The 25,529-nt window shown below is 41.9% G+C and carries 27 protein-coding genes; 10 read left to right on the top strand and 17 right to left on the bottom strand.

Translation table 11 applies throughout. The features are described 5' to 3' along the window. Window positions 1-58 precede the first annotated feature (58 nt). Entirely contained in the window at window positions 59-886 is an 828-nt protein-coding gene (locus MHI15_RS25075) for a hypothetical protein (protein ID WP_076189826.1), read from the top strand. Between the two features lie 162 nt (window positions 887-1,048). Here the strand turns inward: MHI15_RS25075 and MHI15_RS25080 are convergent, their stop codons facing one another. The 3 genes from MHI15_RS25080 to MHI15_RS25090 are packed head-to-tail and all read right to left on the bottom strand — an operon-like array spanning window position 1,049 to window position 1,886. Next, window positions 1,049-1,375 (bottom strand): YolD-like family protein, encoded by a 327-nt coding sequence (locus MHI15_RS25080; RefSeq protein WP_341165008.1) that lies wholly within the window; start codon window positions 1,373-1,375, stop codon window positions 1,049-1,051. A gap of 12 nt (window positions 1,376-1,387) precedes the next feature. Next, window positions 1,388-1,630 carry a hypothetical protein gene (locus MHI15_RS25085; RefSeq protein ID WP_139331037.1) on the bottom strand — a complete coding sequence of 81 codons (243 nt, stop codon included), beginning with the start codon at window positions 1,628-1,630 and terminating at the stop codon, window positions 1,388-1,390. A 58-nt stretch (window positions 1,631-1,688) separates the two neighbouring features. Continuing rightward, window positions 1,689-1,886, bottom strand: a complete 198-nt coding sequence (locus MHI15_RS25090; RefSeq protein WP_282579736.1) for a hypothetical protein — start codon at window positions 1,884-1,886, stop codon at window positions 1,689-1,691. A gap of 220 nt (window positions 1,887-2,106) precedes the next feature. On the opposite strand from MHI15_RS25090, the gene MHI15_RS25095 reads away from it, so the two are divergent. After that, window positions 2,107-2,238 (top strand): hypothetical protein, encoded by a 132-nt coding sequence (locus tag MHI15_RS25095; RefSeq protein WP_256715146.1) that lies wholly within the window; start codon window positions 2,107-2,109, stop codon window positions 2,236-2,238. A gap of 67 nt (window positions 2,239-2,305) precedes the next feature. Here MHI15_RS25095 and MHI15_RS25100 read toward each other — a convergent pair whose 3' ends face one another. After that, window positions 2,306-2,545 carry a hypothetical protein gene (locus MHI15_RS25100; RefSeq protein ID WP_076189823.1) on the bottom strand — a complete coding sequence of 80 codons (240 nt, stop codon included), beginning with the start codon at window positions 2,543-2,545 and terminating at the stop codon, window positions 2,306-2,308. A 134-nt stretch (window positions 2,546-2,679) separates the two neighbouring features. Between MHI15_RS25100 and MHI15_RS25105 the strand changes: the two genes are divergently transcribed. Next, window positions 2,680-3,639 carry a hypothetical protein gene (locus MHI15_RS25105; protein WP_081387711.1) on the top strand — a complete coding sequence of 320 codons (960 nt, stop codon included), beginning with the start codon at window positions 2,680-2,682 and terminating at the stop codon, window positions 3,637-3,639. A gap of 33 nt (window positions 3,640-3,672) precedes the next feature. On the opposite strand, the gene MHI15_RS25110 is transcribed toward MHI15_RS25105, so the two are convergent. The 3 genes from MHI15_RS25110 to MHI15_RS25120 all read right to left on the bottom strand — a co-directional run bounded on the left by MHI15_RS25110 (window position 3,673) and on the right by MHI15_RS25120 (window position 5,902). Beyond that, window positions 3,673-4,107, bottom strand: a complete 435-nt coding sequence (locus tag MHI15_RS25110) for a hypothetical protein (protein ID WP_081386269.1) — start codon at window positions 4,105-4,107, stop codon at window positions 3,673-3,675. Between the two features lie 407 nt (window positions 4,108-4,514). After that, complete coding sequence (locus tag MHI15_RS25115; RefSeq protein ID WP_076305235.1) at window positions 4,515-5,105, bottom strand: DJ-1/PfpI family protein; 591 nt, start codon at window positions 5,103-5,105, stop codon at window positions 4,515-4,517. A gap of 5 nt (window positions 5,106-5,110) precedes the next feature. Further along, window positions 5,111-5,902, bottom strand: a complete 792-nt coding sequence (locus MHI15_RS25120) for an AraC family transcriptional regulator (protein WP_076189820.1) — start codon at window positions 5,900-5,902, stop codon at window positions 5,111-5,113. A 311-nt stretch (window positions 5,903-6,213) separates the two neighbouring features. Here MHI15_RS25120 and MHI15_RS25125 point away from each other — a divergent pair, with 311 nt between their 5' ends. Continuing rightward, on the top strand, window positions 6,214-8,712 hold the full coding sequence (locus tag MHI15_RS25125; RefSeq protein ID WP_341165009.1) for an Ig-like domain-containing protein: 2,499 nt from the start codon (window positions 6,214-6,216) through the stop codon (window positions 8,710-8,712). 118 nt (window positions 8,713-8,830) lie between these two features. Here the strand turns inward: MHI15_RS25125 and MHI15_RS25130 are convergent, their stop codons facing one another. Continuing rightward, window positions 8,831-9,256: a GNAT family N-acetyltransferase gene (locus tag MHI15_RS25130; protein WP_341165010.1), complete on the bottom strand. Its 426-nt coding sequence runs from the start codon at window positions 9,254-9,256 to the stop codon at window positions 8,831-8,833. Between the two features lie 12 nt (window positions 9,257-9,268). Continuing rightward, window positions 9,269-9,910, bottom strand: coding sequence for a uridine kinase family protein (locus MHI15_RS25135; protein WP_341165011.1), 642 nt, complete (start codon window positions 9,908-9,910; stop codon window positions 9,269-9,271). Window positions 9,911-10,028: 118 nt separating this feature from the next. Here MHI15_RS25135 and MHI15_RS25140 point away from each other — a divergent pair, with 118 nt between their 5' ends. Both MHI15_RS25140 and MHI15_RS25145 read left to right on the top strand, forming a co-directional pair. Next, complete coding sequence (locus tag MHI15_RS25140) at window positions 10,029-10,277, top strand: hypothetical protein (protein ID WP_076130563.1); 249 nt, start codon at window positions 10,029-10,031, stop codon at window positions 10,275-10,277. Between the two features lie 132 nt (window positions 10,278-10,409). Next, entirely contained in the window at window positions 10,410-11,084 is a 675-nt protein-coding gene (locus MHI15_RS25145) for a DUF1796 family putative cysteine peptidase (RefSeq protein WP_341165012.1), read from the top strand. An 88-nt stretch (window positions 11,085-11,172) separates the two neighbouring features. Here the strand turns inward: MHI15_RS25145 and MHI15_RS25150 are convergent, their stop codons facing one another. The 3 genes from MHI15_RS25150 to MHI15_RS25160 all read right to left on the bottom strand — a co-directional run bounded on the left by MHI15_RS25150 (window position 11,173) and on the right by MHI15_RS25160 (window position 13,656). Then, entirely contained in the window at window positions 11,173-11,985 is an 813-nt protein-coding gene (locus MHI15_RS25150) for a hypothetical protein (RefSeq protein WP_340012396.1), read from the bottom strand. A gap of 208 nt (window positions 11,986-12,193) precedes the next feature. Further along, the gene (locus tag MHI15_RS25155; protein ID WP_341165013.1) at window positions 12,194-12,499 is read right to left on the bottom strand and encodes a hypothetical protein; all 306 of its coding nucleotides are present in this window, start codon (window positions 12,497-12,499) and stop codon (window positions 12,194-12,196) included. A gap of 260 nt (window positions 12,500-12,759) precedes the next feature. Continuing rightward, window positions 12,760-13,656 (bottom strand): SDR family oxidoreductase, encoded by an 897-nt coding sequence (locus MHI15_RS25160; RefSeq protein WP_076130566.1) that lies wholly within the window; start codon window positions 13,654-13,656, stop codon window positions 12,760-12,762. 256 nt (window positions 13,657-13,912) lie between these two features. Here MHI15_RS25160 and MHI15_RS25165 point away from each other — a divergent pair, with 256 nt between their 5' ends. After that, window positions 13,913-14,104 carry a DUF6199 family natural product biosynthesis protein gene (locus MHI15_RS25165; protein WP_076130567.1) on the top strand — a complete coding sequence of 64 codons (192 nt, stop codon included), beginning with the start codon at window positions 13,913-13,915 and terminating at the stop codon, window positions 14,102-14,104. Between the two features lies 1 nt (window position 14,105). Here MHI15_RS25165 and MHI15_RS25170 read toward each other — a convergent pair whose 3' ends face one another. Both MHI15_RS25170 and MHI15_RS25175 read right to left on the bottom strand, forming a co-directional pair. Next, window positions 14,106-15,701: a helix-turn-helix domain-containing protein gene (locus MHI15_RS25170; protein ID WP_076189814.1), complete on the bottom strand. Its 1,596-nt coding sequence runs from the start codon at window positions 15,699-15,701 to the stop codon at window positions 14,106-14,108. A gap of 121 nt (window positions 15,702-15,822) precedes the next feature. Continuing rightward, complete coding sequence (locus MHI15_RS25175) at window positions 15,823-16,845, bottom strand: ABC transporter substrate-binding protein (RefSeq protein ID WP_076279835.1); 1,023 nt, start codon at window positions 16,843-16,845, stop codon at window positions 15,823-15,825. Window positions 16,846-17,133: 288 nt separating this feature from the next. On the opposite strand from MHI15_RS25175, the gene MHI15_RS25180 reads away from it, so the two are divergent. Continuing rightward, on the top strand, window positions 17,134-18,189 hold the full coding sequence (locus MHI15_RS25180) for a LacI family DNA-binding transcriptional regulator (RefSeq protein WP_036685989.1): 1,056 nt from the start codon (window positions 17,134-17,136) through the stop codon (window positions 18,187-18,189). 176 nt (window positions 18,190-18,365) lie between these two features. Further along, on the top strand, window positions 18,366-20,801 hold the full coding sequence (locus MHI15_RS25185) for a GH36-type glycosyl hydrolase domain-containing protein (protein ID WP_312150679.1): 2,436 nt from the start codon (window positions 18,366-18,368) through the stop codon (window positions 20,799-20,801). 94 nt (window positions 20,802-20,895) lie between these two features. Here MHI15_RS25185 and MHI15_RS25190 read toward each other — a convergent pair whose 3' ends face one another. From MHI15_RS25190 to MHI15_RS25200, 3 genes are all read right to left on the bottom strand, one after another. Next, window positions 20,896-21,204, bottom strand: coding sequence for a hypothetical protein (locus tag MHI15_RS25190; protein ID WP_076130570.1), 309 nt, complete (start codon window positions 21,202-21,204; stop codon window positions 20,896-20,898). Window positions 21,205-21,308: 104 nt separating this feature from the next. Further along, window positions 21,309-21,944, bottom strand: coding sequence for a pyridoxamine 5'-phosphate oxidase family protein (locus tag MHI15_RS25195; RefSeq protein ID WP_076183294.1), 636 nt, complete (start codon window positions 21,942-21,944; stop codon window positions 21,309-21,311). Between the two features lie 318 nt (window positions 21,945-22,262). Next, window positions 22,263-24,230 (bottom strand): glycoside hydrolase family 127 protein, encoded by a 1,968-nt coding sequence (locus tag MHI15_RS25200; RefSeq protein WP_139330171.1) that lies wholly within the window; start codon window positions 24,228-24,230, stop codon window positions 22,263-22,265. 162 nt (window positions 24,231-24,392) lie between these two features. On the opposite strand from MHI15_RS25200, the gene MHI15_RS25205 reads away from it, so the two are divergent. Further along, entirely contained in the window at window positions 24,393-25,259 is an 867-nt protein-coding gene (locus MHI15_RS25205) for a helix-turn-helix transcriptional regulator (protein ID WP_076183289.1), read from the top strand. Window positions 25,260-25,529: the final 270 nt, after the last annotated feature.

Consider the following 25,529-nt stretch of genomic DNA (forward strand, 5'->3'; position numbering starts at 1 on the left):
CTATTGATTACATTGTATAATACAGGTATATTATGTAAAATAAAGGCAGGTGAGGCCGTTGGATGGAAATATCGATTTAGATTTAGATATAAATCTTCTAGATCTTGATCCAGCCGTAAAAGTTCTTAAAATGATATATTCTTTTGAAAGCTGGCCCAATCTTCTAAAACTAGCAGATACCTTTTTCAACCGAATAACTCAAATTTATAATAATTACACACACAATAATGAACTGGAACTAAAACACCAACGACCTTTAATTTATTATTATGGATACAGCTTGCTTATGTTGGGACTAGCCCACAAAGAAATCGAAAATTATGATAAAGCTCGAACTTACATTAAAGCTTACAGTGATTTGAGTTGGTTCAAGGGATTAGATGCTGAAGGATTAAATGAGGTAGCCTATTATAAGTACATATCAGAGCCAAATCTCTTAGAAGTAGAAGTGCTTTCCGGAAATATTCAATTCATAGATCGTTATGTTTCTTTCCTTTTATCCAACACTAAAGAAGTTCTACCGGGACTGATAACTTTGTTAAAAACAGCTACTAATTTCAATTTAAACATTGAATCTCATTTAGAACTTTTCTCTAATAGTATTTCAAAATTTGAGGATACCGCTGCTGATGAAATTATAATAAATTCCTACCAAGAAACTTTTTTTATTAATATGATCAGATATAAAACAAAAATTCAAGATTATAATACAGCTATCAAATATAGCATGAAATTATTAGATTCTGCAGAGGTCACAAACTCTGATAAAATCTTTAAACAAGCAGTAGTATACTTCGAATCATTACGTTCATGTGCTGATGCTACTCAGATTAAAGATTTTGAAGAGAAAATAATAAATTTCAAAGAAAGGGTTGAGTCTCTGTGAAAAAATTTGCCGTCTCTTTATTGTTGGTCCTCACTATCGTCAGCATTGCGCCAGCACTGCCAAGTACCTCACCAGTGGTCTTATTCCACGGAGCAGAACATTAACATCAGAAGTACAGCGCGGGTTAGGAGATTGCTCCTAACCTGTTTTTTATGAAGTGCATTATGTAGTTATTGCAATAACATCCTCCATCTTGAACCAATCCCACTCCTCCTCCGACCAGCGGAGTTTAATTCCCTGTTGTTTATCCAGCTTCATCACAATACCTCGTTTTAATATATTCTCCATGGGATCAAACAGAGTGAGTGTAATCGGGCTGTGCTCTTCCATCGAACGATATAACAATATTTCAAAGCGCTCTATCTCCTGTAGATCTAGAGTGGGTTTTTCACGACGTTCCTGTTCATTATTGTCATCTATAATCCTGCTTTTATGTTCAGGCAATATCATTCTGCTACACTCCCATACGTTCTCTAATTTTTTCATCATGAAGCTGCCCTCCTAATAATCCGTCCAGTAATTCGTTTTACTACCATCTGTCCCCCACTGGAGCTCTTGTGGCTCTGACTTTCTCTTTTTAAACCTAGGGTCAATCCTTTCCCAGCCTTCAATAATTCGGGCGCTCTCGGGTGGAGTGTGTGGGGTCCATTCTATATATTTTTCGTTAACTAATTCCCTAAGCCCACTAATGATCTTATCTGGTGTCCGTCCACTCTTGATCTCTAACTCCTGTAAAGTTGGCATATGAGCATGATGCACGGCAGAGTGGCGCATGATCATTAGTAGCTTTCGGGCGGTGTCACTAAGCATAGCGCTTCTTTTGCACAGGCTGCCAAGCAAGAATATTAGCCTCCAGAAATACGCGCGGTGCTCCGGTTGATAAGCAAGTTGCGCGAATATATCCCCCACGAATCCCTTTCACATCAATTTTCCGTTGAGATATCTTACCTGATTTATCTTGATACACTATTTCAATGGTTTGACCGATGCTTATTTGCATAATTACTCACCTTCCAAGGATAAGAACATTTGTTTGTATTATAACCAAACGTACGTTCGTTAATCAATGTAAAAATATCCCGTCAGGCATGAATTATTACATACAAAGTCATCGCTCAGGTTTATAATTTGTTCTATAAGCATTTATTGCATTTCCGCAAACAAACTAAGGAGTATGAGTGTTTTTTATATGTTATAGGGGGAAACGAATATTAGGACCGATGACTGAGGCTGAAGCTATGCGTGAATGGTTTACTCTCTCCGGTACAGTGAAGGAGATTTATATTATTGAGGTAGATGAGAACGATAAGGTAAGACGTCAGATCGGACCCACTAAGAAAAAAAAGAAATAAATATAAAGGGAAAAAACGTAAAAACACCCCGCCGACCCATTAAGGTTGACGAGGCTGTTTTTAATTTTTAAAAAGGAAACTGAGTAAGCGAGACTATTAACAATACAATCCCAACAATCGAGGATAGCACAGCCATTTTATCTTTCGTTTTCAAATACAATGCCGCTCCATTAAATATTAAAGCTCCGCACATCCCCAGCATAGTCCAAGACACTATCACTTGATCCTGGCCGCGGAAAAATGTGATTCCCAGAATGATTGTTGCTGCACTGAATAAAATACCGCACACTCTTAGTACTTTCAGCAAAATGCTCACCTCCGACAAATAAAACACGCTAATCTAATATATTGGTTCCGCCATAAATTATAATTCATAGATTACTATTCCTATATCTGGTAGAATTAATTAGCAATTATTAGCAGATTTAGGGGGATATAAAATTGAACAAAAAAGCTTTTTTATGTATCGTGGCAACTATTGTAATCCTTTCAGGATGTGGTAGTTCCACAACAAATTCAGAGAAAAAAAATACAACGTCTACAGGAGTTATACCGTCCGAAGCAACAGCCAGCCCTTCAGAGCCCACTCCTGAGCCAAAAAAGAAACTTACAGCTTCCGAGAAACTGGCTCTCAACTATGTAGAGATTTTCCTCAATGGTTCAGATATCGAAGCGAAAAAGAAATTCGTATCCGAAAATATACTTCCAGATGTACAACCCATTTTCCAAATGGCTGAATCTACTGAGACACCCGAGAATAATAAACTTAAGAATCCTACAGTAATTGAAACAGCTGATTATACGGACAAAGATGGCGGAAAAGATAAACTCGTGCTTATCCAAGGTGAGAAGTCTTCCTCCAATAGCGAACTTATCATTTTTATTAAAAATGACAAAGTTGGTTGGGGGTATTCGTCTAATGACAAAGATAAGGATGCATTTAACGAAGTGAGGAAACTCTTCAAGGAACCTGTAATTAATACTTCAGATTCAGGTAATGCAGGTACAACTGAACAGTTTCCTGAAGCGATGCTTAAAGAAATCAGTAATTTTGTCGTTTCAGATATTTGGAATGATGGATTTGTTGATATCAGCTGGTATGCAGGTTCAGGAACTGGCTCTACGGGTGAAACAATAGATATAGATTTTACAATCGAGCAATTAGGAAAAGCTATGATTCAAAAAATGGAATACGATAGTTATATCAGCAACCTTGATGCAAAATATGATTCAATTAAAAGCATCTGGGCTAAGCTCACGGGTGAGATGGATCGTATGTACAAACAAATCCAAGATACGCCTCCTATTGCAAATGATGCAACCACCAAAATAGATACAGGATTATTCACCCAGTACTTGGAAGCCTTTACTGATGAGGTTAACAAATTACCTAATACTTAGATTAAAAAATAACGTCCCTGCCGGCCGCCACGGTTAGCAGGGATTTTGTTCGGCTTTAATGGCTTGCGACTCAAAATAGTAATCCACCAGAGCATAGATGAAACCAGCAATACCGAAAAAAATAATAGCTGTACTACTATTCAAATGGTATTCCCGTATAAAGCGTTCATCGTACACCTCGTAAAAGAAACCATATCCCGCAATACCACTCAATAAGAATATCATTATGCGGTTTACTAAAGGATTAACTATCTTTCGAATAACCCATGATAAAGGAAGCAGTATAACCGGGTAAAGAAGAACTGAAAAGAGGAACACCAGAAAAATAAAAGCAAACCCAATGTTTTGAAAACCGTAATATTCTGTTGTACTTATTTTAGTTCCTTCCCAAAGCTCCAATCCAAAGGCTGCCAGGGTGAATAAAATCGTCGAAATAAACCATAACATTATAGGCTTAACTGCACGCAAAACAATCCCACCATCTTTATGCTTTTTATACTTACAGCCGATTTTTCAAATCATCATTTCGCACTTGGTTTTATTGAGGTTAAGAATGGCTTTTGCCCTATTCTACTATTATATGAAATAAAGTACTCCTCATTTACATCTATTAACTTATATATTCCTTTTGGGATTGTGACTGTATTTTGATCACCGCTCATATTTTGTATTACTATTTCTCTTTTATTTACTGACACTACATTAACAACAGCTGAAGTCCCTGCCATCAAAAAGTACCATATAATAAACAAAAAATGATCATGGGAAGTAGTGAGAATACTTTACGATAGTTCATATCTATTACCTTACACCTCTATTCATCGCCTTAATTATTTCACTTTGGATATTATATCATTAATTCCCATATATTATAGTTATGATTTCCCTTTGGAAGGGTTAATTGTCTTGTAATATGGGTAATCCATCTTCTCTTGAACTTCTCGAACTACATTTTCATTAGTAAGCGATTCTATGAAATATAAACCCAGATCAATCGAAGCTGCTACTCCTCCCCCAGTAAAAACATTTCCATCCCTTACGAACCGTTCCTTAACTACTTCGGAACAATAAGGTGCTAATAGTTCATATGCAGAAGGATTGGTAGTCGCCTTCTTCTGATTTAAGAAACCGGCAGCTCCCAAAATCAAAGCTCCTGTACACACTGACACCTTGTATTCAACCTCTCGGGCAGTCTGAATCCATGTTATAAAATTAGTATCGAATCTAAGTTGTCGAGTCGATAACCCTCCAGGGATAAATATCAAATCATAGGCTGACAGATCAGGGGAAACCTGGTTTATTTTCAACGTCAATCCTCGATCATCCGTGACTTCTTCCTTGTTGGAACAAAAATCCCACGATACATTTTCTATCGCCTTTAGAACTCCCATCCGGGTAACCGCATCATAAAAACCAACAAAATCTAACGTGGTCATCCCATCAAATAGAATATAAGCCATCCTCATCATTTTCATTCTACACACTCCTTCGATGCTTTTCGGCGAAATTCATTGGGGGTGATCCCGTATTCATTTTTAAAAACACGATAGAAAGAACGCAAACTGTTGAATCCGGAATCAAACGCGATATCCGTGACCGGATGGGTAGTGGATAACAGCAGCATATGAGCAAAGGCTACCCGTTGGCCATTGATGTAATCACGAAATGAAATGTGAAACTGCTCAGAAAAGATTCGGGAAATGATAAATTTACTAATGCCAAGCTCTCTTGAAAGCGTATTCAGATTTATGTGATCTAAAAAATGCATGTCGATGTAAGCTAGGATTTTGGGGACGAGATCCATTTCTTTTTTATAGTCTACTTTTTTCATTAGCAGTAACGGCAGCGCGTGCCCTAATACTACAGAGGTATAAGCCTTGAGCAGACGAACATCACATTGTTCTTTATATAGTTTATACAAGGTTGCCAACAGATCTTGAAGCACCTTTTGTTTCGTAACTATAGGGTTATCCGGAACATGATTAAGCAAATCCCCTGCAAAATCCCCCGGAAAAGTGGCGTCAAAAAAGAACAGCAGGATCTGGCTTTTCTCTAGAGTTTTGTAGCTGTGAGGTTGATTGGAAAAAATAATCGCTATGTCTCCTTCAGACAAATCATACTCTTTTCCATTGATGTTGATATTGATTTTGCCGGACAAAACCATTGTTATCTCTACATTTTTGTGTAGATGAAGAGGATAAGTGTTATTGGTAGAAATAAAGGAGTGAAACGCCTGGTCACGATGCTGATATTTAATATTCATGTTTTTCTCCCTGTCGTCATGGAATGCCAAGCACTATAGCTGCTGTAATACTAAGAACATAATATGAATTTGTTCGTTTACGCAAGAACCAAAGAGCAATAGTTGGCACAAAAAAAGATTTTTTTGGCAGGTAAATACGCCCTAAAAGTTTTAAAGTATTACCAGTAAGCTGCTTGTCGCAGACCAGTATCATTTCACTGAGAGGAGGAAGTATAACAGGAACAGCATTCAGCGATAAGACTGTATCCATGTTATACGTCAAAAAGATGAAATGGAAGAGTAAAAAATCAGGTAAGGTTATAGGTGTCTTATTGAGTTTTTCGGTAGCGTTTTCATTTTTAGGAGGTCACACACTTGCAGCTTCAGGGCAGGCAGACGGAGACAAAAGTTTTGCGGGTGCCTCTATTCTTGCTTTTCCTGGCGCGGAAGGTGGCGGCGCCTATACAAGCGGTGGTCGAGGGGGCGATGTATACATCGTAACTACCCTTGAAGATTACGCTGTAAAAGACAAACCGATTGCAGGGTCCCTTCGCTACGGGATTTTATCTACGCCTAAAGAGGGTCGTACCATTGTTTTTCATGTTTCCGGAACGATTGAACTGAAGAGCACGTTAAGTCTCAATAATATTAAAAACCTGACCATCGCTGGGCAAACCGCTCCAGGCAACGGAATTACCATTGCAGGTTGGGATACCAATATCAGCAATTCAGAGAATATCATTATTCGGTACACCGCTTTCCGTCCGGGTGCCACTAATGTGTATAATGGCAGTGATTCAATGGATGCGCTTTGGGGGAGAGACAACAACTACTTCCTCATTGACCATTGTTCCTTCAGTTGGAACACAGATGAAACTCTATCTTTATATAGAGGCGAAAATGGCACGATCCAGTGGTCCATTATTTCCGAAAGTCTGACTCTATCCGGGCATTCCAAAGGAAGACATGGCTACGGCGGTATTTCAGGCGGAGACAAAACAACATTCCATCACAATCTGTATGCGAACCATACCTCGCGAAACCCAAGACTAGGCGGCGGTTACGCAGGTGCTGCAGATGCTGATCATGTGGCGGTTGTTCAGTTCTCGAACAATGTAATTTACAATTGGGGCTTTAACGGCACTTATGGCGGAGGTTTTACTTTTACTAACTTTATGAACAATATCGAGATTGCCGGCCCAGGTACAAGAGATAATGTAACTAACCGAGTGATTGATGCCGGTGAAGCTACCAAACTGGGCGGTTTCTATATCGCTGGAAACAGAATTAACGGCAAGCTCACAGGCTTACTGAATGATTCTTCAGATTATGTGAAATTTTCTGGCGTGCAGAGTGGTGAACAAAAGACGACCCTTGCAGCCACACCATATCTTTCCGCGGACAGTACTGGAGTTAACCATGGTATTACCAATAAAGCATTTGATAATTATGTTAAGTCCGGCGTAAAGCAAGCGAATGAATCACTATTAAAAAGCATTCTGCAACAAGCGGGCGCTACCTATCCACGTCGCGATGCTATCGATGCAAGAATTGTGGCAGAAGTCGAGCAGAACTCGGGAAGATATATCAACACTGAACATGAAGTCGGGGGTTACATTTCAGACTTTGGCGTCATTGAGGCACAATATGATAAGCAATTTGACACTAATAAAAATGGAATAGACGACAAGTGGGAAAAGAAAAATAAAATCTGGGGCAGCAAGGATGCATACAAAACGGTTACTAAAAATGGTTACACCTGGCTTGAGCTTTATATTAACGGCCTAGTTGATATGAAACACGTCGCCGAAAACCCTGATGCTAAGCTTTTAGCGCCAGAAAACAATGCACAATTTGTTACCGGGAAAGAGGTCGTAGTTAAAATCAATGCTTCCCCTAAATCCGGAAACAAAATAAAAAAAGTTGCTGTATATAATGGTTCTAAATATCTTGGGGAAGCAGTCAAAAAAGGCAACACATACACATACACCCTCAAGAATTTAACGGATGCTTCCTACTATATTTCTGCAAGAGTGACCGATACCCAAGGAAATGAGACCCAGACCACAGCCACCAATATCCATATCAATGCTGCTACCTCTTCCCTGACTGGAAAGGGTTGGACTACAGCAGATATCGGTGATCCGAACATTAAGGGTTCCGGAAGTATGACAAATGATGTGCTTACCGTTAAAGGCAACGGAAAGCTTGGAAAAAGTGAAGGTGGCACAGAAGGATCCAAAGCAAACAATGCAACCAAAGATGACTTCCACTTCGTGTATAAAGAAATGAACGGAGATATGGAATTTACCGCGAAGCTCGAAGAAATCGGGGCCGTTGACAACCATGCCTTCACCGGGCTAATGATCCGCGATGACTTGAATAAAGACAGTGCCGCGGCGGCCCTTGGTATCTCCTATGTGAAATTGTCCAAAGAAACCAGCTGGTCATCTTATCTGACGGGCAGAAATATTAAGGGCGGAGGATTTGATGAATTAACTGAAACTTTAGACAGCGTATCTGCTGCTGAAAAAGCTGGCATTCAACTTGTTTCAGATATTCCATTTAAAATTAATGGTGTGGAGCAAGGGTATTGGCTCAAGCTTGGCCGTAAGGGAGATGTTTTCTATGCTTACGGATCAACGGACGGAAAAGACTGGAAGCTAATTGGGAAGCGAACTATTGTTATGGAGGGTTCGGTATATGTCGGATTCGCCGTTGACAGCAATGATGTCGCCAATAAGATTGAGCAACTGAACTATGCTAAGTTCTCTAACCTTACTGTGGAGAATACATTCACTCCAATAGGTGACTCAGCGATAAATAAATAGCGTCTGTTCATCTCCACAGTTCCAAAAAGACGGAAGCCAGTAAAGCGGCTTCCGTCCTTTTATTGCTATCCAATTGGACCAGCACAATAAATTGCCTGATTCACTGTTCACTATGGCTTTAAAGTTTTTTCTTTAACATTACTTCATCATCCTTAACATACCCGCTCAATTCATACGCTTTAATGGCTATACGATTATCTTCTCCTGTTAAAATCTTAACTGTTTTGACTCCACGAGAATAAAGCTGACTTTCCAGAAAAGAAATTAGTGCAGTAGCGACACCATTTCTACGAGCTGACTCTTTTACATACATTTCAGTAATTTCACCATATGCTTCATTATAACAAAATGATTTCAAACTTTGAGCACAGCCAAAACCAACCACTTCATCCCTTAAAGTAGCCACGGCCACCAATTCATTATTGCTGTTCAAACACTTGATGATCTCCGGCACAGGACGTTTTACTCCACCATTGAACTCAAGATTTAACCTAGACAAAACATCCGCGTCACATATCGTTGCTAGCCTAACATTTGGAAGCATTCTCTTCCCCCTCTACAATGTTCCCTTTTCAAGAACATACTCTTCATTGGAATTTTTTAAAACGATATCAAATTTATGATGATAAGAATGCATAAACAACTCATATTGCATCCTACGCTGTTCATGGGATTTTCTTAAATAATTAATATCTGTTCCTCTTTCAGAAACATCACGTATACTCCTTCTCATCAACTCAGTTTCTCCATCCGTGTATAAGTAGATTTTCAGATCATACAAATCCGGATCAGTAAAGGCAACGCTCATGCCTTCTACAATATTTACCTTGTTTTGTGAAGATATGAACATACTTTTTGTATAGTCTGTGCCAATTGTGTAAAAATCCAACCCATCCCTCAACATATGAATGTCTCTCTCTAAAGCAAATATATGATGAGCAGCAGGATGACAAGCTGTCACTTTATCGTGATAATGTACATTCTTATATTCATAGTCGATAGAAGTGTATTTTCTAAGACTAGATTCAACAATATAGGGGTCTGTATTAATATAATTCACATCATCCTGCTGCAAAAGCTTTAAAAGATTATTAGCAAACGTTGTTTTTCCAGATGCACCATGACCCGAAATCCCAATGATGATTCTATTAGCCTCACCGCTAATCAAATTAGCTATCTTATGTAACACCTTGTCCATATTATTCGCCCCTCTCCCTACTCGATCCTATGTATTCCTTACTCCGCTATGGTTTAGCACATTAAAATCAATGGTGCATTTTATATAAAGAAACTTAATAGAAAGGGGTAGATCTTCCATGGCTACTCGTCAGCCAGATTTAGTATTGATCAGTTGGAGCAGAAATCCTTTGGTTGCTGGATCAGCACGTAGGATTATTGCCGCCCGTGTTATTGGAAATGCCGTGCCGTGCAGACCTAGCTTGAGACCCCACGGATTGCTTAACACCGCTTTGGCTTGCTTATTAGACAACGATGTTGGTTTTAAAGTGGTCTTTCGTAAAAAAACTTCAAGCATTAGTGGATATATTTTGTTACAACGTAACTAATAGATTTAGGGGGCAGTGACATTGCTGCTCTCTTTTTCCTGTGTATCTCATTGCACTTAAAGTCCAATCAACCCTAGAAAATGGTGTATATAATTTATTAGAAACTGAATCTGATTGAAAATGGGTGAGTCCATGAAATTACAAGCTGTGAAAAAAAGCTATGATTTAATAGTAAGCTTAGGGATGTCTTGTGCTCCTGCTATAAATCTGCAAAGAAATAGCTTGAGGAAATTCTCCATGCCGCTCGACTGGATGGTTTCTTATTCATTGGCTGATGTAAATAGACTTTATAAGAATAGATTTCAAAATTTCATGGAATTAATAAATCTGCAAATTCTTGATGAAACACATTTTTTTCTGGAGGATGGATTACCAGTCTATCCTAATGGGAATAAAAATGCACTAGTGAAATCCTATTTTATTCAGGATACTTTATATAACATTATCTCAGTTCATGATTTTCCAATCCACCAAGGTAAACACTGGTCTATAACCTATCCTTCGTATAAAGCGAAGCTGGAATTACGAATTAATAGATTTTGGGACAAGTTAATCCACAGTAAAAAAACTTTATTCATTAGATGGTCCGCCTCATATGAACAGGCTGTAGAGCTACAGTCAATTTTGTCTGATTTATTAAAACCGAACGAATTTATTATTCTTATTCTTATTCCCGTTCGTGAATCAACCTCGGTACAAGAATTAAATTGGAACATTAATGATATTTGTGTGTTAGAAGTTCCTGAGGATATGAACGATTATGATAGCTGGGATTATATTTTGAAAGACATACAAGTAAGTAACTAACTAATAATTAATAATTAATCTAGCTCTTTAAAAAACGACCCTCTTATGGAATTATCAATAAGAATAGGAATGAAAATCTATGACGTTTTTATAATTTTTGGATAATGATTTGATTACCAGGACGATCAACCCAGAAAATTGAATTCCCGACCTTTTCTACGCCTTGACCGCTTCCATATGTAGGTGGTTTAATTCTCTCTAGAAACTTGAAAGAAGAGCCATCAAAATGATACTTATCCAAGCCCTGAGCATAATTCCCTCCAAATTTATTTGATCCATGTAAATTTGCATAAAGATTATCACCATCAAAAAAAATGCCTTGATACCCCCCCTCATCTCCAAATGTTTCTGAAAGTGGGTAACTTTTCTGTAGTCTAAATTGAGAATCAAATCTTCTGATTTCATTTTTGTCATGATAAACTATCCAGAAAAACCCCTTATATTTCGCTAACGATTCTGCCGTTCCATCACCGATATCGAATACATGAACTTGTTTTAAATCCGGCAAACTATACTTGACTATTCTACTAATTCGCTCATCTTCTGGTGGTGCTGAATTAAAATTATAGACAGTGGCATATAAAAAATCACTAGAAACATAACAATCTCCAAACGACATAAACCGATTATGGGTATCCTTACCGGTATATGCTCTTTTTAACTCCTTTATAAAATTGCCCTCAAGATCATAAACAGAAATTGTATTCAAAAGACTGAACTTCTCAGAACGGTCTGTGGTGACATATACGCTCTTCCCATTAGCTCCCACACCTTGCCATGCTCTAAATGGTTTTTTCATTTTAATTGTTCCTTCATAAGAGCTTTCAAAGGCCAGGGAATGAAAAGATAAAAGCCCGCTTAAACCAAAAGCAAGGCATAAACTAACAATGATTTTTTTCACGACGGCCTCCCACATGTCAATACAAGTATTAAAATCCACCTAAGCACTATCTAATCTGAAGTTCAAGTGTTCACTTAGTAGTATAGTTTTTTTGTGTTTTCACTGTATGAACACTTTCGCCTTTGTTGAAAAAATTAATTAGGGACGGTACTCATTTCTTGTAAAAAACATCTAGACAAGATGGAATTTCGCTATAAATCTAAAACAATCAACTTTGATCGATCATATGATTAATTATTTCCTCTGTTGCAAAAACATATGGATACAAATACAGCCTACTGATGCTGACCAATAAAGAAATAGGGTTACTAATTCCAAAATCGTATTGACTCCCATGCGCTGCTGGATTTGCGGGTTCAGGCTCTACAAGATCATACTTCTCCATCAGCCTTTCCTTGGTTCCACTATCTACTACTGTTCCGTTTCCTTTATCCGCAAGGACAGATCCCGATTGAAAACACGCCATGAATAAGACACAGCAAATGGTGAGGATCGCTAGTTTCTTTTTTCGCATCATACATCTCCTAATTCTTTCTGGGTCTCCCCTATAACTTAGAGCCGTTCAAATTATTTCTTGGGTAATCGCAGGAAAACTATATATTCGACAATCTTGATCAGTATAGATCATATTCCATGAAAATAATGGGAGAAAAAGTCTCGAATTCTATAATACTCCTTTCTATATATAAAAACAAAAGCACCCCACAGCTAAAATTAGCAGGGTACTTTTGGATACTTCGCCGTATTTACAATACCAACATTCCGCTGAGCGGTTTATGGAGTTGGTGTTCCGCCGTTCGCATTCAGTGTTTCGCCACTGATATAGCTAGATTCCTGGCTAGCCAGGAATACATATGCCGGAGCCATCTCCGCAGGCTGTCCCGGACGACCTAGTGGTGTGCTCGACCCGAACTCCTTCAGCACTTCCTCCGGTTGCCCACCCACAACTTGAAGAGGTGTCCATACGGGACCAGGTGCTACTACATTGACGCGAATCCCCTTATCAGCTACTTGCTGAGCGAGAGACTTACTGAATGTATTAATAGCAGCCTTGGTGGTCGCGTAGTCCAAAAGGATCGGTGAGGGATTATAAGCTTGAATAGAAGAAGTGTTAATAATGGTGCTGCCCGGTTGCATATGCTTCACCGCAGCTTTGCACAGCCAGAACATAGCATACACGTTCGTCTTAAATGTGTCGTCAAAATGCTTCGTAGTGAGATCAGCGATGTCTGGAACGAATTGCTGTTTGCCCGCGATATTGGCTAAAATATCAATTCCACCTAGCTCTTTAACCGCAGTATCGACGAGTTGTTCGCAGTATGCCTCATCCTTCAGATCGCCTGGAATGGCGATTGCAGTACGACCCGCTTCCTGCACTAGCTTGACCACCTGCTCTGCATCTTCCTCTTCCTCGGGCATATAAGATAGAACAATATCTGCCCCCTCACGAGCAAAAGCAATAGCAACAGCACGGCCTATACCGCTGTCGGCTCCCGTAACTAACGCTTTACGTCCGGTCAGACGCCCAGTTCCTTTATAGGTATCTTCTCCTGTATCGGGTACTGGATTCATTTTCTTCTGCAGACCCGGCTCCTCTTGTTGCTGCTGAAATTCCGGTCCAGCCTTAGTGTACTGAGTGGTAGGATCTTGCATCGTATATTGGTTAGACATCGATCAATTCCTCCTTTATTTTTAGAAATACATTTTTATATTTTCCGAACTCTTTGTTATGTAAACACAACAAGCACGCCTCTAAACATTCACCTTCAATAACACAGCCTTGAATAGTGCCGCAAAAATACCCCAACCACCTGTCAAGGTGGCCAGGGTATCCCCCGCCTAAAAATAAATATATGGAAGCTCACTTATTAGTTAGGGAACGCTCCGTATAGTCTGGCGTATACATTAGATAAAGGAGTGATAAATCATGGGCTTTTTTATATTCCTCTTTGTACTGTTAGCATTGCTTAATATCTTCTTTCCTCATTTGGGATGGTACATGCGCTATGGCTGGATGATGAAAGGTGATGTAGAACCCAGTGATGCCTATTTATTAATGACTCGCATCAGCAGTATAGTGGCACTTATTATCCTCTTTTTTATCTGGACTAGTTTCTGACTTACCCTAACGCTCTTAACACATCTTCAATCTTGCGCTGATGTGACAATACCCCATAATTCATCCAGGCCATAAAATCCACCTCATATACACAGCGATTACGAACAGCGGGCAGATTGCGCCAAAGTGGTGTATCCAACAGCTCCCGTCCTTCTCCTTCCTGTCGATCAAAGGTAATGAACAAATGATCTGCAGTGAGGCTCGCAAGCTCTTCTCTTGTTAGGCTCACCCGCTTCTGTCCACGGGTCAACTTCGGAACCAATTCATGGGGCTGCAAACCTAAATCCTCATGGAGTACGCTACCTGTATACCCCAATTGCCCGCATCCGTAGAGATTGATTCCGTAGGAAGATATTCTAAGGCATGCTACAGTCTGCCCTTGGACAGAACGGTTTAGCTCTCGTCTAGCTTGCTGCGCCCGATGCTCATAATTGCCGATCACTTCCTGGACACGATCCGTTCTGCCAAAGACGGCTGCTGCGGAAAATAACGTGGCCCGCCAATCCTCTTGATGAAAAGGCAGCTTGAACAACGGAGCAATTTGGCTGCACTCATCCAGGTGCCAACGCTGAAAGCCATCATCCAGCAGGATCAGTTCGGGCATGTACTGGGAGAGCTCCTGCCAATCGCCAGTCGAAATATCAACCGCAGGCACATCGAGGAGGGACAGATACTCTTGCTTCCCCCACTGAGCGTGAGAATATTGCGCCACTGGTGTAATATCCAGAGCCAGCAGATAGTCTTCCAGAAAAGGAGCGAACACCCGCAGCCCTTCCTGATGGAAGCTTCTGTATTGGCCGGGCGTAACGCCCACCGATCTTTTGAAACGCCGGTTAAAATAATACTCATTGCTATACCCTACAGATAACGCGATGTCATGCATACGGTCATTCGTAAGCAGCAACTGCTGCTGCGCCCTTTCAATACGAAGTCCGTTCAAATGCTCTAAGGGAATCCGCCCTGTCACTTCTTTAAAAATCTGTGTGTAGCGGGCACGTGTAATGCCTGCCACTTCAGCTAATTGATCGACGGTTATGGCGTGATTGTAGTGTTCCTGCATATAGCGGATGGAACGCTGTACCGCCTCATGGGCTCCTTTCATCTGGATGACAGAGGAATTTGCCCGCATGATCAGCAGCAGTAACTCTTGAAAGCGGGTATGGCCTGCGAACCATTCAATCTCTTCCGTACTTCTGCGACTATGATAGATAGCCTCCAGCAGTAATGCACATTGTGAAAAAGGTCTGCAGCTTAGCGGGCCGGACTGGAGAATTCCTTCTTTAGTCCCCTTTTCCATTCCACTCTGCCTGCTTCCCCCCGTTTCGATGACTTCAAACGTAAGCCTATAGAAGCTAAGTCCTCGCTCCTCTGCATTGATTTTGCTTATTAGCCCAGGTTCGAACAAGAACCCAACACCTTTTTCCAGAGGAAAACGCTTCTCCTCGGCTTCTAACCATCCCTGTCCTTCCGATACAATGATCAGGGTATGATTTTGAAACACTAAGGTCTGTCCGTTCACCGATAAGGATTGGGCTTCTATGTTAATCAAGCTATAGAATAGCCTCTTTTTATTGCTGTCTTGTAAATCTTCTGCCATTCTAGCGCCCTCCAATTGAGAACCATTTTCATTCACTTTACTATAGTTTAGAATAAAAAAGAAGGTCTATCAACTATGCTGATAGACCTTCTTTATGCTATTCCTTACGACGGCTGCCGTTTTATTTCACCATAGCTTTCAGCAAGTCATCAAGCTTCATCGAATTGGCTGTGATGGCACCAGTCTGCCAGTGGGAACGTTCCATTCTATAAACATTCCCGTTCTTCACCGCCGGCAGGCTCTTCCACAACGGGCCATCAAGGATTTGAGTCGCTTCCTGATTCCCTTCAGTATCCCAGCCCCCGTTGTCAGGGAACACAATGATATGATCCGCTTCGAGCTGAGGGATAAGCTCTTCGGAGATAATAGATTGATATTCGGTCATTTCTGCCGCCATAGGCACAGGTGTCAGGCCAAATTGAGAATAAATTACACCGGTGAAACGGTTTTTAACACCGAATAGAGCAAAGGTTTTATCCGCTACGTTGAGCCGGATCACTGCTACTTTTTCCTGACCTAGGGCCTGTTGCAGCTTAGCTTTCCCCTCTGCCACTTTCTGATCGTACGCTGCAAGGACAGATTCCGCCTTCTCCGGAATACCGAGGGCATCTGCAATAGCCGTAAGCACTTGTCTTGAGTCTTGCAACACCGCCTCAGGTAGACGATAGGTTGGTGCTATCTTGGAATATTGTTCATATTTCGCCGCATCCGCACCTCCATCCACAATAATCAAGTCAGGGTCTTTTTCCAGCAACACTTCCATACTACCGGTAATATCAAATTCTGGTACATCAAGATTTAAATAATCCTGTTTGCCCCAGCTTGGATGATACCACTGCACCACCGGGGTAATGCCCAATGCCTTCAAATAATCTTCAACATAGATCCCGGCTACCCGTTGCGGTTTAATTGGAATTTCAACATCCCCGAATTCCCCGGCAATCGTCCGAGTTGCACCCTCTTCTGCGGCATTTCCATTTCCTTCAGTTGGTGCGCTAGTGCTCGCTGAGGTAGATTCCTCTGCATTCTGTGTCTTAGCAACGTTTTCTTTTGCAGTATTGTTATTCGTTCCGCATGCTGCCAGCGCAGTTATTGCCATTATAAGTACCGCTGCCCATAAAAACTTCTGACCCCATCTTGCCATTGATCCCTTCACTCCTATGCTTTATTGTCATTGATTATCATTCTCAATAACCTTTATCACAATAGTAGCATGACTTTCATAGCTTTCAATGCACTTTCTCCGCAAAAAACTTATACAAACTATTTCTAGTTGTTCTGCTCTATCATTATTCGGTAGGATTCTTCTTCTATTAAAAATATGTCATCCTTTATTAATTTAATCGCAAAATTTCTTTTTTTACGATTGATTTATACGATGCTTTCGCTTACAATAAACTCATAAACGCGCGTTTATGAAAAGAGGGGAAACATGCGCAGCGAAGATATTGCTAAGTTGGCCGGGGTTTCCCGAAGTACGGTATCCCGCGTGATCAACAACTATTCCAATGTTCCTGAAGAAACCCGGGCCAAAGTGCTGCGGGTGATTGAGCAACATCAGTACGAACCGAACAGCTTTGCACGGGCTCTGGCCGGTAAGAAAACCGATACCATCGGATTGTTCGCCATCAGTATGAACGAGAAAGAGAACACTACCCGAATTTATCAGAACAATTACTTTGCACCATTCGTCGATGCCGTAGTCGACACGTCGAATGCCCGCGGATGTTACGTTCTGATTCATACGGTATACTCTCCAGACGATTTTCTGAAGGTAAAACAAGCTTTTCTGCAAAAACGGATTGACGGTGGTATAATTGTCGGCACTCAGAAGGATATTAATATCGTCCGCGAAATGGTGGGACTCGATTCTCCGCTAGTACTGATTGATTATGATATCTCAGAGATTATGTCGGAGCATCTTGACCGCAATCATTTGGCCATTGTGAATTCCAAAGATTACGAGGGCACCACAGAAGTGATTGAACATTTAATCTCCTTAGGCCATCAAGAGATCGGCATTATCTGTGGGCAAATGAATACGTACTCTGGTCGAGAACGCTACACGGCCTATGAGGACACGCTGAAAAAACATGGTCTGCCTATGAATGAGAAGTTTATCCTAAAGGGTGATTTTCTGAAAGAGACGGCTTATGAAGAGGTCAAGAAGCTGCTTGCTTCTGGTGAACCTTTGCCGACTGCCTTTTTCTCTTCCAACGATGACATGGCTATTTCAGCGATGGAAGCGTTCTCCGAACATGGAATCATTGTCCCTGAGGATATCTCCATTGCGGGTTTCGATGACATTCAGCTGGCATCCCGTATTCAGCCTAAGCTGACCTCTGTACGCTTGCCGATTTATGAAATGTCCAAGGCTGCAGTGGAAAAAGTAATCGAGCTGTGTGATTCGCAGCAGCCGACTTTCAGCACGATCAGCTTTCCAGCTCGTTTAGTGGAGAGAGATTCCTGTCAACCGCCGAAGAAGTAGCACAGATTCATCCTTCACTGAAGAATACATATTTTTCTGTGAAGCTGCTATCATCGGTTCTCGAAATCACTGCCTAATACTATCTTTTAGAAACAACGGAAAGAATCCCTTCCCTCGAGGGAATTTTTCCTGAAACTTATAAACGCGCGTTCACAATCGAAAGGAGACTTTCTCACATGAAATTCGGTACCTTTGACGACACTCGTAAAGAGTATGTAATTAACACACCAAAAACACCTTACCCTTGGATTAACTACCTTGGTAATGAACAATTTTTCGGACTTATTTCTAATACTGCTGGTGGCTATACCTTCTATAGAGACGCTCGTCTCAGAAGATTGACCCGTTACCGTTACAACAATATCCCAATGGATGCTGGCGGCCGTTACTACTATCTTTATGATGATGGTGATTTCTGGACTCCAGGCTGGATGCCAGTAAAACGTGATCTGGACTTCTACGAATGCCGTCACGGTCTTGGCTACACCTCCATTACTGGTGAACGCAACGGTATCTCTGTAAACCAGCTTGCTTTTGTACCGATGGGTCATAACGCTGAAGTACATCGTCTTGTAGTGAAAAACACGGGTTCCGCGAAGAAATCCGTTAAGCTGTTCTCTTTTGCAGAGTTCTGTCTTTGGAATGCACAAGATGATATGACTAACTTCCAACGCAATCTCAGCACTGGTGAGGTTGAAGTGAAGGGTTCTGTTATCTATCACAAAACAGAATACCGTGAGCGCAGAAACCACTACGCTTTCTACTCTGTTAACAAAGAAATCGCCGGCTTTGATACTGACCGCGAAGCTTTCGTAGGGATGTACAATGGTCTGGAAAGCCCGCAAGCTGTTGCTGCAGGTGAACCAACTAACTCCGTTGCCAGCGGCTGGTCCCCTATCGGATCGCACGCCCTGAACATTACTCTGGAGCCGGGCGAAGAGCAAAGCTTCATCTTTGTCCTTGGTTACATTGAAAACCCAGAAGAAGACAAATGGGAATCTCTGAACGTAATCAACAAAAAACCAGCAGAGGCTATGATCGAGCAATTTGCTACAGACGCTCAAGTGGACGCCGCTTTGGCTGCACTGGCTGCACACTGGGATAACCTGTTGTCCAAATATCAAATCCAAAGTGGCGACGACAAGTTGAACCGTATGGTTAACATCTGGAATCCATATCAATGTATGGTTACCTTCAACATGTCCCGTTCCGCTTCTTACTTTGAATCCGGTATTGGCCGTGGTATGGGCTTCCGCGATTCTAACCAAGACTTGCTCGGATTTGTACACCAAATTCCTGAACGTGCTAAAGAACGTATTCTCGATATCGCCGCTACACAATTTGAAGACGGCAGTGCCTATCACCAATACCAGCCGCTCACCAAAAAAGGTAACAATGAAGTCGGTACCGGCTTTAATGATGACCCGCTTTGGTTGATCCTCGGCACAGCTGCTTACATCAAAGAAACTGGCGACACATCGATTCTTGATGAGCAGGTTCCTTTTGACAGCAATCCGAACAACACAGCTACTCTGTTTGAGCACTTGAAACGCTCCTTCGAGCATGTAACTAACAATCTCGGACCTCACGGCTTGCCGCTGATCGGTCGTGCAGACTGGAATGACTGCTTGAACCTGAACTGCTTCTCTACAGAGCCGGGCGAATCTTTCCAAACTACTGCCAACATCGAAGGCCGCGTAGCGGAATCCGTATTTATCGCGGGTCTGTTCGTCTTCGTTGGACCGGACTATGCAGAAATCTGCCGGATGCGCGGACTTAATGATGTAGCTACGGATGCAGAAGCTAAGATTGACAACATGCGTGAAATCACACTGACTCACGGTTTCGATGGTGACTGGTTCCTGCGCGCTTATGACCACTATGGCGACAAGATCGGTTCCAAAGAAAACGAAGAAGGTAAAATCTTCATCGAACCACAAGGTATCTGTGTTATGGCCGGTATCGGTGTGGAAGATGGTCAAGCTGAAAAAGCTCTGACTGCCGTGCAAGAGCATTTGGATACTAAATACGGTATCGTATTGCAACAGCCACCATATTCCAAGTACTATCTGAACCTGGGTGAAATTTCTACGTACCCTCCGGGCTACAAAGAAAATGCTGGTATTTTCTGCCACAATAACCCTTGGATCATGATCGCTGAAACTGTACTTGGACATGGCGACAGAGCGTTTGAAATTTACGCTAAAATTGCTCCTGCTTACTTGGAGGACATCAGCGAAATTCACCGTACTGAACCTTATGTATACTCGCAAATGATCGCAGGTAAAGATGCCGTTCGCCACGGGGAAGCTAAAAACTCCTGGTTAACTGGTACTGCTGCTTGGAACTATGTAGCGATTACACAATCTATCCTTGGTATTCAAGCGGACTTCAATGGTCTGAAGATCGATCCTTGTATTCCTACAGAGTGGGACAGCTTTGAAATCACCCGTGTCTTCCGTGGAGATACTTATGTGATTCAAATCAAGAACCCGAATCATGTATCCAAAGGTGTAGCTAGTCTTACCTTGGATGGCGCAGCTGTAGAAGGTAACATCATCACTCCTGTTGGAGACGGCGCTGTACACCAAGTAGTTGTAGAACTGGGTTAATACAAAAAATCCGCTCAATCGTTCAAACGAACGGTTGAGCGGATCTAAAATTAACAGTAGATGCCCCCTGAAGGATTCAGGGGGCATCTTTTTTTTACCCTTCCACAATATCTGCTCTTAAATCACTCGCAACCTCAAGCATTCTAGGAATCACGGCTTCATTGGCGCCAGAAACATAAATATCGCCCTGATAATGTCTAAATGGGATTGTTGTATCACCATAGCTCCACATAAAGAAATCTCCCTCAATGGACATGGTAGTGGCACCTGTTACTGTAAAAACTGATGTATAGGTGAAATCAGGTTTGGATGCGAAATATTGCTTACACTCTTCTAAAGATAGGGTTGTTGCTGAATCTCCAGCATTCTGCATTGCTCTTGTCATCCGATAACGTTTACTCATTGTGATGCCTCCATTATTATCTGTAAAATGATCAGTTACCTTATCCAGATCAAATATAGCATACAATGAAGGGCAAATCCCATTCCATTTCTAAGTCGAAAATGTTAATATAGCCGTTTTTCATAGCTTTCTTTTAGTGATTTTGAGATATCCTCTGGAGTAACTCCAAGTTTACGGGCATGCTGCGCCAGTATTTTTGATGGATTAGGCAAGACTTCTTTCGCAAGCCAATGATCGTCATCCCACAAATGTGACCGTTTAAAGGCTTTTGCACAATGCATATAACATTCTTCAACTTCCACGCCAATTCCAATGATCGGCACTTTACCATGCGCTTCCATAGGTTTCAATATTTCTTCATCCTTAACTATACTCGCGTGCCCATTTATTCTTAATGTTTCTTCAAGTCCGGGGATGATGAATATCAATCCGACTTTTGGGTTCTCAAGTATATTCCGCAAAGAATCAAACCGTCTATTCCCAGGGCGTTCAGGGATCACTAAATGTTTATCATCCAACACGTGAACAAAACCTTCTGCGTCCCCGCGCGGAGAGACATCACAAGCACCGGACGAACCGCTTGTAGCCATAAAAAGCATTGGAGATTTTGAGATATAATCACGGCAATGATGATCTATAACAGTTATGGTTTTGTTGTTAACCAATTCGCTTGGGTACCCAAATAAAGACCTTAGCTCTTCTTCTGACTCTATAACTTTTTCGAAAAAGTTTGACTTCATACTTCTCCCTCTCTCAACTTAATAAGCCCCAATGTTCTTATTTTTGCTCAAATATCCGCTTGCTTTGAATGCACTTCTTCATTTTCAATGCCCAAAAAACAAAAGGGACAAGTATAACCCTCTGGAGCATGATTATAAATATAGCCCGCCTCCACTGTTATAGGATTTAAGAATATTTCTATGTTTCTTCTAATTTCGCCATTTCGCGTGTGTTCTCCTTTTTGCAAAAAGAAAAGGACAGACTGTAAATTACAGCTGTCCTCATCGGTAAATGTTGATAAACTACAGCCATTCCCGAGATCTATGTCTACCTATAACTTAAACGCTGGCTTCCGGAATCCATACCTTCATTTCACCACTGCCACGATTTCCCCATAAGTAATACGGAACCGCCTTAACCTTTACGGTTTGAACTGGTGCTTTGACTCTGCTGTAAAGCTCACCACTCCAGCCCTCTTTATCTACACGCAGCCCCTCTGCCTCGACAACAACAGCGCCGCCGAGCAATGTCTCATCAAAAGCCGCAGGAAGTTCACTGCCTTCTTTTAAGGAAATCGAGCTTAACGGCTCACCATTATCGATACTTTCAAGACAATACACAAGAGGTCCACGCTGAATCGTTACTTTTTGAGCATCAGCACGCAAACTTGGATGTGCGTAGATACGATGTGCCTCCATAGGGTCATGCACTTCGATTACATCTCCTGCTCTCCACAGTCTCCGGATAACGAGGTATCCCTGCTCGATGTTCTCAGCAGTATTCATTGCTTCACCGTTGACTCTGATCTCCATTCCTTGGCTCCAAGATGGAATCCGCAAGGCAATCCCAAACTCTGCTTCCGCTGCGGGATTAATCTTCAACGAGACTTTACCTTCCCATGGATAGTTACTCTCTTGCTGAATCGCAATATCTGTTCCACCCAGCTTTGTTGTCAGCTCACTGCCAATATACAAATTCGTATAGAGCGTATCACCATGGATCGTATAGATATATTGATTAAGCGAAGTCAGCAGACGCGCCACATTCGGAGGACAGCAAGCGCAGCCAAACCAACCTTGGCGCTCGGACTTCACATGATGTTTATCTGGATTGCAGCTGCATGCCTTAGGCCATACTTCTAGTGGATTCACATAAAAATAGTGCTTACCATCCTGTGCCATTGAACCCAACACATTGTTATAAAGCGCCCGCTCCATCACGTCGGCATAACGTGCATCCGGCGATATTCTCAGCATTCGCTGTGCAAAAAAGATCAACCCAATAGATGCACAAGTCTCTGCGTACACCGAATCGTTAGGCAGATCATAATCGAAGGTGAAAGCCTCACCTCGATGCGTAGATCCGATCCCGCCAGTAATGTACATTTGCTTAGTAGTGATGTTATTCCACAGTCTCTCGCATGCTTCGCGAAGGGTGTCATCTCCCGTAAGTGCGGCTAGATCAGCCATAGCAGTATACATATAAACCGCACGCACAGCGTGTCCTACAGCCACTTCCTGTTCTCTTACCGGAAGATGACTTTGGTAATATTTTAAATCTAAATTCTCCTTCTGACCTGTAAAAAAATTGATACTACCCAGATTATCCCATTGTTGCTTTAGGAAATTCGGCTGTTGACCTCGCTCATTAATAAAAAAGCTGCTGAGCTTCAAATACCGCTCCTCACCTGTGAGCCGATACAGCTTCACGAGCGCAAGCTCAATCTCCTGATGGCCATCATATCCCCGCATTTTTCCTTCTTCCGGACCAAACACAGAATCGATATGATCAACCATTCGGCACATGATGTCGAGCAGTTTACTTTTGCCTGTAGCCTCGTAATAAGAAACGGCTGCCTCAATGAAATGCCCAGCACAGTACAGCTCGTGGCAATCGTTCAGATTAGTCCAGCGTTTGCCGGGTTCTTTTATCGTAAAATAAGTATTTAAGTACCCGTCTTCCTGCTGCGCTTCTCCAACGAGGTCAATCACTTCATCCGCTTGACGCTCCAGCTCAGGGTCACGTTTGATGCTTAAGGAATAACCTACGGCCTCCAGCCACTTGGCTACATCACTGTCTTGAAATACCCAGCCGTAAAATTCACCGTTCTTCCGGCCCGCAGCAATCTCAAAGTTAGCAATGGCATGACTGGGCTCAGCTCCCGCTGCTTTATCGTGCAATGCCTCGTATTGATACGGGATTACAACATCCCGAACCAGCTTTATATAACTTCCCCAGAAATCATCTTTAATGCTAACGGATTGATCTTTTACAACTTGCTGATCCTGGATCGTTTTACTCATCATCATCTTCCCCTTAGCCTTATTTTATACTCGCTAAATACAATTATAGAGCGTACAATAGATAAAAAATATAATCAGAATCAACCCCTTTTTTGTACTATTTCACACTCCTATTTTCAAGGACTATTTTAGCTCGGACTACGATAAAAAGAGAGGTAGAACACAGTGAGTCCTTCCTATGTACATTTCGCAGCGCCGCCTTTTCCATATTTTCTGGAATGCAATCACACTGTTTATCAACCCGGAGAGCAGCATCCAAATAGAAGCCATATCGGCTTATTTGATCTGATTATTGTAGAGCAAGGTTGCCTATTTATCGGTGAAGAGCATAATCAATGGGAGGTTGCGGCTGGGCATACGCTGCTTCTGCTGCCTGACCGCTATCATTATTCCGTTAAGTCTTGCGAGGAGCTGACTTCGTTTATCTGGATTCATTTTCATACCCTCGCAGATTGGTCAAGTTCTGATGGCGAGCCCGTGTATATCAACCGAGAGACACATTTCCGGCAGTTTCTTACTCATCCATATACCATTCGCATCCCGCAGTTTGGTCCCCTTCCTGATCCCTTTAAACGGAGTGGACAAGCTGAGAAGCTTTTACAGCTGTCCACTGGAAGACGTTCCAGTGCAGTTTGGGAGCAGCAAAGGATTTTTGAAGAAATGCTGCGGATGATGGATCTGGCGCAGCATGATACTTCAGAAAGTCATGCGGTAGAGATCGCCGAGAGGACAGAGACTTATATCCGCAATCATTATGCGGAGCCTCTCTCCAATGCCTCTCTGGCGGATGCGCTGCATTTTCATTATAACTACCTTGCCCGCTGCATGAAACGCGTATATGGACTGACTCCGATGGAGTATTTAACGGATTACCGTTTGGAGCAGGCCAAGCTGCTTCTGCTTAAAACAGAGATGCCTATAGCTGCGATCGCAGAACGTATCGGTTTCGAGAGCACCGCCTACTTCTCGCGTCGCTTTACTCAGCAGATCGGAATCTCTCCGCTTCGCTTCCGCAAGCGGTATTCCCGATAACGGCAAAAACAGCATGTCTCATAATTGGAGGCGTGCTGTTCTCGTTGTTAATGCGGTGCACTGCTGTAGCTTTCTTATGTGCTGCTGCCTTTCTTCTGCGCTGCTGGCTTACGTGATCAGCTTTGGATTAATGGGATGCGAGATGCTCCTCTAGCTCGGAGAAACTTAGGTAACTATTATGATGGAGCAGTACTCCGCTTGGCACATTTATTGTGTACCCGTGATCCGTCCTAAATCCTTCTGCTGCTCTGCTTCTTGCTTCTTGCTTCT

The sequence above is a fragment of the Paenibacillus sp. FSL H7-0918 genome (genome assembly GCF_038007025.1).
Classification (GTDB): domain Bacteria; phylum Bacillota; class Bacilli; order Paenibacillales; family Paenibacillaceae; genus Paenibacillus_AQ; species Paenibacillus_AQ odorifer.